16 protein-coding genes are annotated in these 12,992 nt (G+C 66.7%); 14 read left to right on the forward strand and 2 right to left on the reverse strand.

What is annotated here, in order from left to right; translation table 11 throughout:
* Positions 1 to 250: 250 nt before the first annotated feature.
* The 8 genes from D2T30_RS07415 to D2T30_RS07450 all read left to right on the forward strand — a co-directional run bounded on the left by D2T30_RS07415 (position 251) and on the right by D2T30_RS07450 (position 6,559).
* A complete protein-coding gene (locus D2T30_RS07415) occupies positions 251 to 2,014 on the forward strand; it encodes a DNA polymerase III subunit gamma/tau (RefSeq protein ID WP_128208351.1) in 1,764 nt (587 codons plus the stop codon).
* A 24-nt stretch (positions 2,015 to 2,038) separates the two neighbouring features.
* Positions 2,039 to 2,386 (forward strand): YbaB/EbfC family nucleoid-associated protein, encoded by a 348-nt coding sequence (locus D2T30_RS07420; RefSeq protein ID WP_128208352.1) that lies wholly within the window; start codon positions 2,039 to 2,041, stop codon positions 2,384 to 2,386.
* Positions 2,386 to 2,985 (forward strand): recombination mediator RecR, encoded by a 600-nt coding sequence (gene recR / locus D2T30_RS07425; RefSeq protein WP_128183543.1) that lies wholly within the window; start codon positions 2,386 to 2,388, stop codon positions 2,983 to 2,985. Before D2T30_RS07420 ends, recR begins: the two co-directional genes overlap by 1 nt.
* Entirely contained in the window at positions 2,985 to 3,314 is a 330-nt protein-coding gene (locus tag D2T30_RS07430; protein ID WP_128208353.1) for a TfoX/Sxy family protein, read from the forward strand. Before recR ends, D2T30_RS07430 begins: the two co-directional genes overlap by 1 nt.
* Positions 3,315 to 3,384: 70 nt before the next feature.
* Complete coding sequence (gene fzlA / locus D2T30_RS07435) at positions 3,385 to 4,050, forward strand: FtsZ-binding protein FzlA (protein ID WP_128183547.1); 666 nt, start codon at positions 3,385 to 3,387, stop codon at positions 4,048 to 4,050.
* Positions 4,051 to 4,211: 161 nt separating this feature from the next.
* Complete coding sequence (gene queG, locus D2T30_RS07440) at positions 4,212 to 5,273, forward strand: tRNA epoxyqueuosine(34) reductase QueG (protein WP_128208354.1); 1,062 nt, start codon at positions 4,212 to 4,214, stop codon at positions 5,271 to 5,273.
* Between the two features lie 46 nt (positions 5,274 to 5,319).
* On the forward strand, positions 5,320 to 6,270 hold the full coding sequence (locus D2T30_RS07445; RefSeq protein ID WP_128208355.1) for a DMT family transporter: 951 nt from the start codon (positions 5,320 to 5,322) through the stop codon (positions 6,268 to 6,270).
* A 94-nt stretch (positions 6,271 to 6,364) separates the two neighbouring features.
* Positions 6,365 to 6,559, forward strand: a complete 195-nt coding sequence (locus D2T30_RS07450; RefSeq protein WP_128208356.1) for a hypothetical protein — start codon at positions 6,365 to 6,367, stop codon at positions 6,557 to 6,559.
* Positions 6,560 to 6,591: 32 nt separating this feature from the next.
* Here the strand turns inward: D2T30_RS07450 and D2T30_RS07455 are convergent, their stop codons facing one another.
* Positions 6,592 to 7,461, reverse strand: coding sequence for a branched-chain amino acid aminotransferase (locus tag D2T30_RS07455; RefSeq protein ID WP_128208357.1), 870 nt, complete (start codon positions 7,459 to 7,461; stop codon positions 6,592 to 6,594).
* A 156-nt stretch (positions 7,462 to 7,617) separates the two neighbouring features.
* Here D2T30_RS07455 and D2T30_RS07460 point away from each other — a divergent pair, with 156 nt between their 5' ends.
* The 6 genes from D2T30_RS07460 (at position 7,618) to D2T30_RS07485 (ending at position 12,369) form a co-directional block, all read left to right on the forward strand.
* Complete coding sequence (locus D2T30_RS07460) at positions 7,618 to 8,118, forward strand: MarR family winged helix-turn-helix transcriptional regulator (RefSeq protein ID WP_128183557.1); 501 nt, start codon at positions 7,618 to 7,620, stop codon at positions 8,116 to 8,118.
* On the forward strand, positions 8,118 to 8,834 hold the full coding sequence (locus D2T30_RS07465) for a response regulator (protein WP_128183559.1): 717 nt from the start codon (positions 8,118 to 8,120) through the stop codon (positions 8,832 to 8,834). Before D2T30_RS07460 ends, D2T30_RS07465 begins: the two co-directional genes overlap by 1 nt.
* A 182-nt stretch (positions 8,835 to 9,016) precedes the next feature.
* Positions 9,017 to 9,574: a ubiquinol-cytochrome c reductase iron-sulfur subunit gene (gene petA / locus D2T30_RS07470; RefSeq protein WP_128208358.1), complete on the forward strand. Its 558-nt coding sequence runs from the start codon at positions 9,017 to 9,019 to the stop codon at positions 9,572 to 9,574.
* Between the two features lie 2 nt (positions 9,575 to 9,576).
* Positions 9,577 to 10,845 (forward strand): cytochrome b, encoded by a 1,269-nt coding sequence (locus D2T30_RS07475; protein ID WP_128208359.1) that lies wholly within the window; start codon positions 9,577 to 9,579, stop codon positions 10,843 to 10,845.
* Positions 10,842 to 11,597, forward strand: coding sequence for a cytochrome c1 (locus D2T30_RS07480; RefSeq protein ID WP_128208360.1), 756 nt, complete (start codon positions 10,842 to 10,844; stop codon positions 11,595 to 11,597). Before D2T30_RS07475 ends, D2T30_RS07480 begins: the two co-directional genes overlap by 4 nt.
* 64 nt (positions 11,598 to 11,661) lie before the next feature.
* A complete protein-coding gene (locus tag D2T30_RS07485; protein WP_164884245.1) occupies positions 11,662 to 12,369 on the forward strand; it encodes an NYN domain-containing protein in 708 nt (235 codons plus the stop codon).
* Here the strand turns inward: D2T30_RS07485 and D2T30_RS07490 are convergent.
* Entirely contained in the window at positions 12,348 to 12,980 is a 633-nt protein-coding gene (locus tag D2T30_RS07490) for a TetR/AcrR family transcriptional regulator (RefSeq protein ID WP_128183569.1), read from the reverse strand. The genes D2T30_RS07485 and D2T30_RS07490 overlap by 22 nt on opposite strands.
* Between the last annotated feature and the right edge of the window lie 12 nt (positions 12,981 to 12,992).

Consider the following 12,992-nt stretch of genomic DNA (forward strand, 5'->3'; position numbering starts at 1 on the left):
AAACATCCACCGCAGACGCCCAGACATTGTTCCTGCGAGGTTGACAGACAGGCCGCGAACTGTGTGCGATCGGCCACGGTCCGGTCCCGCACAAAATAGTTAAGATAAAGTTGATGAAAATCGTCACCTGAAAAACACGCGTTAATTGATTCGTTACCCTCCCCGCCGGCCGGGGCGCGGGGGTGCTGCGCAGGTGATTTGACACGGACGGCGCGGACACTAGACTGGCGCGCGACAAAAGGATCCCCACATGCCCGACACGGCGCCCACCGGCTATCAGGTTCTTGCCCGCAAATACCGCCCCGCCACCTTCGCCGATCTGATCGGGCAGGAGGACATGGTCCGCACGCTCAAGAACGCCTTCGCGGCGGACAGGATCGCGCATGCCTTCATCATGACCGGGGTGCGCGGGGTCGGCAAGACGACGACCGCGCGGATCATCGCCAAGGGGCTGAACTGCACCGGCCCCGACGGCAAGGGCGGCCCGACGACCGAGCCTTGTCTGCAATGCGAGAACTGCCGCGCCATCGCCGAAGGCCGCCATGTCGACGTGATCGAGATGGACGGCGCCTCGCAGACCAAGGTGGACGACATCCGCAACAACGTGCTGGATTCCGTCCACTATGCGCCCACCTCGGCGCGCTACAAGGTCTACATCATCGACGAAGTGCACATGCTGTCGAACTCGGCCTTCAACGCGCTGCTGAAGACGCTTGAGGAACCGCCCGCGCATGTGAAATTCATCTTCGCCACGACGGAAATCCGCAAGGTGCCCGTCACCGTGCTGTCGCGCTGCCAGCGGTTCGACCTGCGCCGGATCGAGCCTGAGGTGATGATGGCCCATCTGGCGAAGATCGCCGGGCTGGAGCATGCGCAGATCGCGCCCGACGCGCTGGCGCTGATCACCCGCGCGGCCGAGGGATCGGTGCGCGATGCGATGTCGCTGCTCGATCAGGCGATCGCGCATGGGGCAGGGGAAACCACCGCGGATCAGGTGCGGGCGATGCTCGGGCTCGCCGACCGGGCGCGGGTGCTCGACCTCTTCGACATGGTGCTGAAGGGCGATGCGGCGGCGGCGCTGACGGAGCTTTCGACGCAATATACCGACGGCGCCGATCCGATGGCGGTGCTGCGCGATCTGGCCGAGATCACCCATTGGGTCTCGGTCATCAAGATCACCCCCGAGGCCGCCGACGACCCGACCGTGCCGCCCGAGGAACGCACCCGCGGGCAGGCGATGGCCGCGGCGATCCCGATGCGGGTGCTGTCGCGGCTGTGGCAGATGCTGCTCAAGGCGATCGAGGAGGTTTCCGCCGCCCCGAACGCGATGATGGCCGCCGAAATGGCGCTGATCCGCATGACCCATGTGGCCGACCTGCCCGATCCGGAAACGCTGCTGCGCAAGCTGCAATCCGGCAATGGCTCCCCCGCCGGACGCGGCGGCCCGGCGCCCAATGGCGGTGCCGCCGCCACGACGACACGGGCGATCCTGCGCGGGCCTTCGCTGACGGCCGGGCCTGCTTCTGCGGGACCTTCCGGCGCGGCGGTGGCCGTGGCGGCCGCGCCCGGCGCCTATGCCGCCTTCGCCACCTTTGAAAACGTCGTCGAGCTGATCCGCCGGATGCGCGATGTCAAGCTGCTCGTCGATGTCGAGAACGGCCTGCGGCTGGCGGCCTACAGCCCCGGCCGGATCGAATTCGTTCCCGCCCCCGGCGCGCCGCGCGATCTGGCGCAGGTGTTGCAGGCGCGGCTTCAGGGCTGGACCGGCGCGCGATGGGGCGTCAGCATTGTCAACGAGGGCGGCGCCCCCACCATCGCCGAAGTCCGCGACGCCGGGCGGATCGCCGCCGAGAACGAGGCCCGCGAGGGCAACCCCGTGGTGCAGGCCATTCTCGCGGCCTTCCCCGCCGCCCAATTCGAGGATATCACTCTCGCCCGCGACATCGTGCAGGAACAGCAGGCCGAAGCCCTGCCCGAAGTCGAAGATGAATGGGACCCGTTCGAGGACGGTTGACCCCTGCCAACCGAGGAGAAGGCGATGTTCAAGGGACTGGGTCAGCTTGGTGACATGGCCAAGATGATGAAAGCGGCAAAGGACATGCAGGAACGCATGGCCTCGCTGCAGGACGGGCTGGGCCGGATCACCGTCACCGGCGAATCGGGCGCGGGGCTGGTGCAGGTGCGCGCCACGGCGAAGGGCGAACTGACGGGGCTGAGCATCGATCCGTCGATCCTCGTCGCCTCGGAAAAGGAGATCGTCGAGGACCTGATCCTTGCCGCGATCCGCGATGCGCAGGCGCGCGCCACCGTCAAGGCGCAGGAGGAACAGCGCAAGCTGCTGGAAGAACTCGGCCTGCCGACCGACGTGAACCTGCCGCCGCTCTGATGTCCGGCGCGCGCGACGAGATCGAGGACCTGATCGCGCTGATGGCGCGGCTGCCGGGGCTTGGCCCCCGCTCGGCGCGGCGCGCGGTGCTGCACCTGATCCGCAAGCGCGCCGGGCTGATGGCGCCGCTGGCGCAGATGATGGGCCATGTCGCGGATACGGCGCGGGAATGCGCGGTCTGCGGCAATATCTCGACCGGCGAGATCTGCGACATCTGCGCCGATCCCCGCCGCGCCACGGGCGAATTGTGCGTGGTCGAGGATGTGGCCGACCTCTGGGCGATGGAACGCGGCCATGCCTTCAAGGGACGCTACCATGTTCTGGGCGGCACGCTGTCGGCGCTGGAAGCCGTCGGGCCGGAGGAACTGGGTATCCCGAAGCTGCTCGACCGGATCGGGGCGGAGGGGGTGCAGGAGGTGATCCTCGCGCTCAACGCCACGGTCGAGGGGCAGACCACCGCCCATTACATCGCCGAGACGCTGGAACCGACAGGCGTGAGGATCACCAGCCTCGCGCAGGGCGTGCCGATCGGGGGGGAGCTCGACTACCTCGACGATGGCACGATCTCGGCGGCGCTGCGCGCACGGCGGAGCTTCTGATGGCGACGGCCCCCGAAACGGCGGACTTCCTGCTGGAACAACTGGGCGGCCGGGTCCGGCTGCACAGGATGTTCGGCGAATATGCGGTGAAGCAGGGCAACAAGACGCTGGCGCTTTTGTGCGACGATGCGCTGTTCGTGCGGCAATTGCCCGCGGTGACGGCCTACCTTGGCGATCCGGTCGAGGGCTTCCCCTACCCCGGCGCGAAACCCTGGTGGCGGATCGAGGCCGATCTCTGGGAGGATGCCGACTGGCTGCGCGGGCTGATCGACCTGCTGGCCGAGCTGCTGCCCGAACCGGCACCAAAGGGCCGAGGCCGGCGCAATTAACCCTTCGGCCATTGATCCCCCGTCCGCCCGCGCGTATCACAGGGGAAATCACCACAATCCGGGACAGTCGATGAACCGCCTGTATCATGTCGCGCTCTCGCCCTTCTGCCGGAAGGTGCGCCTGACGCTTGCGGAAAAGAAGATCGAGGTCGAGCTGGTCGAAGAGAAATACTGGGACCCGAGCCCGGATTTCCTGCGCCGCAATCCGGCCGGCAAGGTGCCGATCCTGCGCACCGAGAACCTGACCCTGCCGGAAAGCCAGGCGATCTGCGAATATATCGAGGAAACGCATCCGAACCCGCCGCTGATGCCGCGCGGCGCCGAGGCGCGCTACGAGGTGCGCCGGATCTGCGGCTGGTTCGACGACAAGTTCAACGCCGAGGTCACCCGCAAGATCATGAACGAACGGGTCTGGAAGCGGGTGATGAAGAAGGGCCACCCCGACAGCCGCACGGTGAAGGAGGGGCTTGCCGCGATCAAGTTCCACCTCGACTACATGGGCTGGCTGCTGGATCAGCGCCGCTGGCTTGCGGGGGATGTGATGACGCTCGCCGATTTCACCGGCGCTGCGCATCTGAGCTGTCTCGACTATATCTCGGACGTGGACTGGGACCGGCAGGCCTCGGTCAAGGACTGGTATGCCAAGATCAAGTCGCGCCCGGCGTTCCGCTCGCTGCTGGCGGATCAGCTGCCCGGGATGCCGCCCGCGCCGCAATATGCGGAACTGGATTTCTGAGGCGGCGTTGCCGGGGGACTGGCGGGGCCGGATCGTGATATCCTGATCGCGGTATCCGTGGAGGGGGTGCAGGGGGCCAGCCCCCTCGCCCGTGCCGGGCTCACCCCCGGGATATTTATGGAAACACGAAGGGGAAAGGGAGTCGTCCGGGTGGTTCTGGCATGCGCGCAGATGGAACGCCGGTGGAAGCGCTGAAAGCCCTTCTGACCGACAGGGCGCTGGCCGAGGGGTTTTCCGCGCTGCGCGTGACGCGCCCGGATGCCATCCCCGAGGCGATGGCGCGGCTGCGGGCGTTTCTGGATGCGGGCTATCATGGCGACATGGGCTGGATGGCCGAGCGGGTGGAATGGCGCGGCGATCCGGCGGCGCTCTGGCCCGCGGCGAAATCCGTCATCATGCTGGCCGAGGTCTATACCCCCGGTTACGACCCGCGCGCGGTGACCCGGATGCCCGACCGCGGCGCGGTCAGCGTCTATGCGCAGGGCAAGGATTACCACGATCTGGTGAAGCGGCGGCTGAAGCGGGTCGGGCGCTGGCTGCTGGAAGAGGCCGGGCGGCGCGGCCTGCCGGGCGAGATCAAGGTGTTCGTCGATACCGCGCCGGTGATGGAAAAGCCGCTGGCGCAGGCGGCGGGGCTGGGTTGGCAGGGCAAGCATACCAACCTGCTGTCGCGCGATCTGGGCAACTGGTTCTTTCTGGGGGCGATCTTCACCACGCTCGAGCTGCCCGCCGACACGCCCGAGGTCAGCCATTGCGGATCGTGCCGCGCCTGTCTGGACGCCTGCCCGACCAAGGCCTTTCCGGCGCCCTACCGGCTGGATGCGCGGCGCTGCATTTCCTACCTGACGATCGAGCACAAGGGGCCGGTCGATCCCGAATTGCGGTCGCTGCTGGGCAACCGGATCTATGGCTGCGACGATTGTCTGGCCGCCTGCCCGTGGAACAAGTTCGCCGCCGAGGCGCGCGAGATCGGCTATGCCGCACGGGTGGGCGCGCCGCCGCTGGCGGAACTGGCGGGGCTGGACGATGCGGCCTTCCGCGCGCGATTCGCGGGCTCGCCGATCAAGCGGATCGGGCGTAACCGGATGATGCGCAACGTCGCCTATGCGATCGGCAATTCCGCCGACCCGGGACTGGCCCCGGCGCTGCGGCCGCTGACCGCCGATCCGGACCCGACCGTGGCAGAAGCAGCGCAGTGGGCGCTGGTTCGGCTGGGCCGCTAAACCGCATATTGCAACCCCCCGCATGGATGGATAGGGAAGCGGCATCATGCCCGCCGCCGAGTTCGTCCCCTCCTCCTCGATCAAGGGCATCACGCTGAAACTCACGTCGGTCGTGCTGTTCGTCGCGATGTCCGCCATGCTGAAGGCCACGGCCGATACCGTGCCGCCGGGCGAACTGGTGTTCTTCCGCTCCTTCTTCGGCATCATCCCCATTCTGGGCTGGCTGGTGATCGTGCACGGGCTGCACGGCGGGCTGGCGGTGAAGCAACCGGGAAGCCACATCCTGCGCGGCATCATCGGCACCACGGCGATGGCGCTGAACTTCGCCGCGCTCGCCTTCCTGCCGCTGCCGGAGGCGACGGCCATCGGCTATGCCGCGCCGATCCTGACGGTGGTCTTCGCGGCGCTGTTTCTGGGCGAGCGGGTGCGGATCGTGCGGATCTCGGCGGTGGTCATCGGCATGACCGGGGTGCTGATCGTGCTCTGGCCGCAGCTTGGCGGACATGTGGGCGAGACGATGGGCACCAGCAACGAAACCTTCGGCGCGATGCTGGCGCTGATCGGGGCCGGGTTTTCGGCGCTGGCGGCGGTGCAGATCCGCCGCATGGTCAATTTCGAGCGCCCCACGGCCATCGCCTTCTGGTTCGCCTGCACGGCCTCGGCGCTGTCGCTGTTCACCCTGCCCTTCGGCTGGGTCATGCCGACGCCGGAACAGGCGGTGCTGCTGATCGGCGCGGGGCTTCTGGGCGGGGCGGCGCAGATCCTGATGACGACGGGCTATCGCTATGCGGATGCCTCGTTGCTGGCGCCGATCGACTATGCCTCGATCCTCTTCGCGCTGGTGATCGGCTATTACATCTTCGGCGAGGTTCCGGCCGCCACGACGCTCCTGGGCGCGGCGGTGGTGATCGCGGCGGGGGTGCTGATCATCTTCCGCGAACGGCAGCTGGGGATCGAGCGGCGCAAGCAGCGCAAGGCCTCCACCCCGCAGGGCTGACGTATCGTTTACGGCCTGCGACGCTTCGCGCCATCGCAATAGGTCCGATTCGGTGCTATATGGGGAACATGAACCAGCTGAAGGAGGCAGCCCCATGACACGTCATCTCATCGACCGCGCGAACCCGAAGGCCGAAGGTGCAAGGGTGAAGCATTTTCTGGATCTCGCCCGGCGCGAAGGCGTCCATCCCGCGGTTCAGGAACTGGGTCAGCGCCCGGTGACCACGCGCACGGCCCGCAAGGTGCAGGAATTCCTGCGCATCGACCGGCAGGAAAGCCCCGTCACCTGAGCGCGGCGCCCCCTTCGGGGCGCCCCGACCCCTCAGGCGCGGACATGTCTTTCGTAGGTTTCGGCGATATCGCGGGCCAGCGCGCCGACCTCGAAGGCATAGGGGCCGATCTCGCCGACCGGGGTCACCTCGGCCGCCGTGCCGGTCAGCCAGCATTGCTCGAAGCCTTCCATCTCGTAGGGTTCGATATGGCGTTCCCAGACGCGGATGCCCTTTTGCTTCAGCAGATCGATCACCGTCTGCCGGGTGATGCCGTTCAGGAACGCATCCGGCAGCGGGGTATGCACCTCGCCGTCCTTGACGAAGAAGATGTTGGCCCCGGTCGCCTCGGCCACATAGCCGCGATAGTCGAAGAACAGCGCGTCCGAGCATCCCTTGGCCTGCGCCGCGTGTTTTGACATGGTGCAGATCATGTAAAGGCCCGAGGCCTTCGCCGCCACCGGGATGGTTTCCGGCGAGGGCCGCTTCCACTTGGAAATGTCGAGCTTCGCGCCCTTCATCTTGGCGTCGCCGTAATAGGCGCCCCATTCCCAGCCCGCGATCGCCAGACGCACCGGATTGTGGACCGCGGAAACGCCCATCTCGTCCCCCGCGCCGCGATAGGCCAGCGCGCGGACATAGGCGTTGGTCCAGCCGTTCGCCTTGAGCATGTCGTATTTCGCCTTTTCGATCTCTTCGACCGAATAGGGGATTTCCATGTCCAGAAGCTCGGCCGATCTGCGCAGGCGCCGGCTGTGCTCGACCCCCTTGAAGATCTTGCCGTCGTAGCAACGTTCGCCCTCGAACACCGAGGAGGCATAGTGCAGCGCATGGGTCAGGACATGGACCTGCGCGTTGCGCCACTCGACCATCTTGCCGTCCATCCAGATCCAGCCATCGCGATCTTCATACGACCCGGTCATTTTACGCTCCTTCATCCCCCGGAATTTTGCTAATATTGCGCCGTTATCGGCCATCATGGTCATAAAGTTGCGCAAAAGATGCGCGTCGGTAACAATTGATTCTTGGAAAGTCAACAAGGCTGCCCTAAAATCGCGGAAAAGCGAGGAAGGTTACACATGGCAGACAGCGGCACGCAGGGCGGAGAAACCCTGCTGTTCCTGACCGACGAGCAGTTGCGCCGCGGGATCGAGGCGATGTTCTTCGCCTACCGCGGCTTTACCGCCGACCCGGACCGGATTCTGGAAAAGCACGGCTACGGCCGGGCGCATCACCGCGCCATCCACTTCATCAACCGCGAGCCGGGGCTGACGGTGACGACGCTGCTGTCCGTGCTGGGGGTGACGAAGCAGTCGCTCAACCGCGTGCTGCGCACGTTGATCGAGGATGGTCTGGTCGAAAGCCGCATCGGCCGGCGGGATCGCCGCGCGCGGCATCTGTATCTGACCGAGGCGGGGCAGGTGCTGGAACGCGAACTGTCCGAGGCGCAGCGCAACCGCATGCGCGGGGCCTATCGCGCCGCCGGGCCGCAGGCAGTGGCCGGGTTCCGCATGGTGCTGGAACAGATGATGGACCCCGACATGCGCCGCCACTATCAGATGCTGAAGGATCAGCCCTGATGCCTGCGGAAGCCAATGCCCCCCACCTGCTGATCGTCGACGACGACGAACGGATCCGCGGCCTGTTGCAGAAATTCCTTGTCCGCAACGGCTTTCTGGTCACCACGGCGCGCGACGCGGCGCATGCGCGCAAACTGCTGGCGGGGTTGGAATTCAACCTGATCGTTCTGGACGTGATGATGCCCGGCGAGGACGGGCTGAGCCTGACGCATGACCTGCGCCGCAAGATGCGCACGCCGATCCTGCTGCTGACCGCCCGCGGCGAAACGCGCGAAAGGATCGAGGGGCTGGAGGCCGGCGCCGACGACTATCTGCCGAAGCCCTTCGAGCCGAAGGAACTGCTCCTGCGGATCAACGCCATCCTGCGCCGGATGCCCTCCGAAGTGGCGACCGGGCCGAAATACCTGACGCTCGGCCCGCTGCGCTACGATCAGGACCGGGGCGAGCTGTGGCAGGGCGAAAGCCCGGTGCGTCTGACCGCGACAGAGGGCGTGCTGATGCGGATCTTCGCCGCCCGCGCGGGCGAGGTGGTGACGCGCACCGATCTGGTCGACGAGCTTGGCCGCGACCGCACCGCGCCCTCGGACGAAACGACCGGCGACCGCGCGATCGACGTGCAGATCACCCGTTTGCGTCGCAAGATCGAGCCGGATCCGCGCGAGCCGCGCTACCTGCAGACGGTGCGCGGGCTGGGCTATATGCTGGCGCCGGACTGATCCGCCCGGCGGAGAGGGCGCAGGGGGCCAGCCCCCTCGGCCTGCGGCCTCACCCCCGGGATATTTATGGAAGAATGAAGGGGAGAGGCGCGCGCCTTTTGCGCGGCCTTCGAGGTGCGGCGGGAGGCGGGCTCGACGGGGGCGGCGGGGGCGGATAGAAATGGCCCCGAAGGAGAGTGACCATGCCCCCAGAGGATGAAACCGGCAATCGCCGCGACTTTCTGTGCCATGCGACGCTTGGCACCGGGGCGGTGGTCACCGGCGCGGCGGTCTGGCCGCTGATCGACCAGATGAACCCCTCGGCCGACGTGCGGGCCGAGGCCTCGGTCGAGGTCGATGTCTCCGCCGTCGAGCCGGGCATGCAACTGACGGTGACATGGCGCGGCAAGCCCGTCTTCATCCGCCGCCGCACACCGGAGGAGATCGCGGCCGCGCGCGCCGTCGATCTGGCCGCGCTGATCGACCGACAGGCGGAAAACGCCAACCGTCCCGGCACGGATGCGCAGGACGGGAACCGCACGCTGGACGAGGCGGGCGAATGGCTGGTGATGGTCGGCGTCTGCACCCATCTGGGCTGCGTGCCGGTCGGCAACGGCGCGGGGGATTTCGGCGGCTGGTTCTGCCCTTGCCACGGATCGCATTACGACACGGCGGGCCGCATCCGCAAAGGCCCCGCGCCGCGCAACCTGCCGGTGCCGCTGGCGCGGTTCATCGACGACACGACGATCCGGCTGGGCTGAGCATGCCTTACGCCCCCCGCACCCGCTTTGGCAAATGGCTGCACCGGCGTCTGCCGGTCATGGCGCTGATCCATGACACGCTGAGCATCCCGACGCCGCGCAACCTGAACTGGTGGTGGATCTGGGGGATGGTGCTGGTCTTCTGCCTGGTGATGCAGATCGCCACGGGCGTGGTTCTGGCGATGCATTACACGCCGCAGATCGGGCTGGCCTTCGCCTCGGTCGAGCATATCATGCGCGACGTGAACGGCGGCGCGGTGCTGCGCTACGTGCATCAGAACGGCGCCTCGCTGTTCTTCCTTGCCGTCTATGTCCACATCTTCCGCAGCCTCTACTACGGCAGCTTCAAGGCCCCGCGCGAGCTGACATGGGTCATCGGCATGATGCTCTATCTGGCGATGATGGCAGTGGCCTTTACCGGCTATGTGCTGCCCTGGGGGCAGATGTCCTATTGGGCGGCGACGGTCATCACCAACATCTTCGGCGCGATCCCCGGCATCGGCCCGGCCTTGCAGGAATGGGTGCTGGGCGGGCCATCGGTGGGGAATGCGACGCTCAACCGTTTCTTCGTGCTGCATTTCCTGATCCCGTTCATCATGGTCGCGCTGGTGGCGCTGCATGTCTGGGGCTTTCACACCACCGGCAACAGCAACCCCGCGGGGGTCGAGCCGCGCCGCGATCCGGAGGGGCGGCGGCGCGACACCCTGCCCTTCTGGCCGTATTTCGCGATCAAGGATCTGGCGGCGCTGTCGCTGGTGCTGGTGATCTTTGCCGCCGTCACCGCCTTCATGCCCGGCTATCTTGGCCATCCCGATAACTACATCGAGGCGAACCCTCTGGTGACGCCCGAGCATATCGTGCCGGAGTGGTATTTCCTGCCCTTCTACGCGATCCTGCGCGCCTTCACCGCCGATGTCTGGGTGGTGATCGCGGCGGACAGGCTGACCTTTGGCGTGATCGACGCGCAAAGGTTCGGCGTCCTCGCGATGTTCGGATCGCTGCTGGTGCTGATCCTCGTGCCGTGGCTGGATCGGTCGGCGGTGCGCTCGGGCGCGCAACGGCCGCTGTTCCGGGTGGGATTCTGGCTGCTGGTGCTGGATTTCGCGGTGCTGACATGGGTCGGCGCGCGGCCCGCCGCCTTTCCCTACGACGGGATAGCGCTGGCGGCGACGGGTTACTGGTTCCTCTGGTTCCTCGTGATCCTGCCGCTGCTGCCGCGTTTCGAAAAGTCCCGCCCCGCCCCCGACACGATCGAGGAGGCCGGGAAATGATCCGCGCCGCCCTTATCGCCATCCTCTGCGCCGGACCCGCGCTGGCGCAACCCGTCCCCGACATCGCCTATTCGTTCGAGGGGCCGTTCGGCACCTATGACACCGCGCAGCTCCGCCGCGGGCTTCAGGTCTATTCCGAGGTCTGCTCCGCCTGCCACGGGCTGAAATACGTGCCCCTGCGCAGCCTGACCGAGCCGGGCGGCCCCATGCTGACGGCGGATCGGTTGCGCGACCTGATGGACCTGCTCGACCCCGTGCCGACCGCCGATGGCGCGGATCGCCCGCGTCAGGCGACAGACCCCTTCCCCACCCGCGAGGGCGAGGGGATGGGTCCCGACCTCAGCCTGATGGCCAAGGCCCGCGCCGGGTTCCACGGCCCCTTCGGCACCGGGCTGACCCAGCTTTGGCGCGGTCAGGGCGGGCCGGAATACATCGCCGCCTATCTCGCCGCCTTCACCGAGGATACGAAGGAAGAGGCGGGCACCGTCTATTACCGCAACCCCGTCTTCCCGGGCGGCTGGACCGCGATGCCGCAGGTCCTGTTCGAGGACATGGTCGCCTATGAGGACGGCACCCCCGCCACCCTGCCGCAGATGGCCGAGGACGTCTCGGCCATCCTGATGTGGACGGCGGAGCCGAAGCTCGAGGCTCGCAAGCGCGCGGGTTTCGTTGCCGTCGGACTGCTGGGCCTGCTGACGGTGCTGCTGTTCGCGCTGCACCGCAGGCTGTGGGCCCGCCTGCGCCAGAATTGACCCCGCCCCAGCCGCGATTTCGCCGCATTGCCGGGATCTGATGCCCAAAACCACGGGCCAGAGTATGACCGAACCAACCTTCGCACTGCTGATCGACGGAGACAATATCCGATCCAGTCTCTATCCCGAAATCCTCAGGGCCGCATCGCACAAGCGTCTTTTGTCCGTGCGCAGGGTCTATGGCAACGCCGCCACCGCGAATGGCTGGCTGCAAGAGGCCCATTTGCGTTTCATCCATTCCGGCACCGGCAAGAACGCCACCGATCTGCTGATCTGCATCGAGGCGCTTGATCTGATTCTGGGCGGCGCGGTGACCGGGATCGTGCTGGCGACGGGAGACGGGGATTTCTGCCATCTGGCGCATTACCTGCGCGAGCGGCGGATGCCATTTCACTGCATCGGCACGGAAAACCTGTCGCAACGCCTGCGCAAGGCGGCACAAAGCTATACGGTTTTGCCCCAATCCGTCCCCAACCAGAACACGCAGCCGATCTCAGCGCCTCCGGTCGCCGCGCCAGCGGCACCCCCGGCCGCTGCGGCACCCACGCAGAACGAAAAGCTGCGCACAGCCCTGCATCGACTTCTCAAAACAGCGCCAGACGGCATGTTGCCGATGCAGTCCGTCAATCCGCAAATGCTGAAAGCCCTGCCCGACCTCGACGTCTGTCAGGCCCGACAAGGCCAGACGTGGCGCGAATGGATCACCGCGCAGGGCGACCTTTTCGTCATTCTGGGAACCGGCGCCGCACGCTACGTCCGCGCCGCCCCATAGCGCGCCAGAAACATCTCGACCGCGCCGGCGATGGTGCGGTTGCGTTCGCGCGCGGTGATGCGGCTGCTGACGCCAAGGATCAGCCGCGACTGGATATCGACCTTGCACAATTCCGCGAACTGATCCGCCGCCAGATCGAAATCCTCGATCGCCAGCTCGCCCCGCGCGGCGAATTCGCGCAGTTGCGCCACCAGCCGACGGCGCAGCATCATCGGCCCGGCTTCATAGAAATCGCGGCCGATGTCGGGGAAACGTTCCCCTTCCGCCACGCCGAAGCGGAACATCGCCACGCCGAAATCCGACACGATAAAATCGACGATCCGGCTGCCGACGGCGCAGAGCATCTCGGGCGCCGAGGTGGTCGCCTGCAGGGGCCGTTCCGCATCGTCCACGCGGCGGGCGCATTCGCCCCGCACGACCTCAAGGAACAACAGCCGCTTGTCGGGGAAATAGCTGTAGAGCGTCGCCTTCGACACTCCGGCCACGCGGGCAATCTCGTCGACCGAGGCGCCCTCGAACCCGTCGCGCAGAAAGATCGTGCGGGCGCCTTCCAGCACCTGCGCGAACTTGCGTCCCTTGCGGATCGTCGGCGTCGTATCTGTGGCGGTCATCGGCTTCCCTTC

This window comes from Paenirhodobacter populi, from assembly GCF_004022215.1.
GTDB lineage: Bacteria > Pseudomonadota > Alphaproteobacteria > Rhodobacterales > Rhodobacteraceae > Rhodobacter > Rhodobacter populi.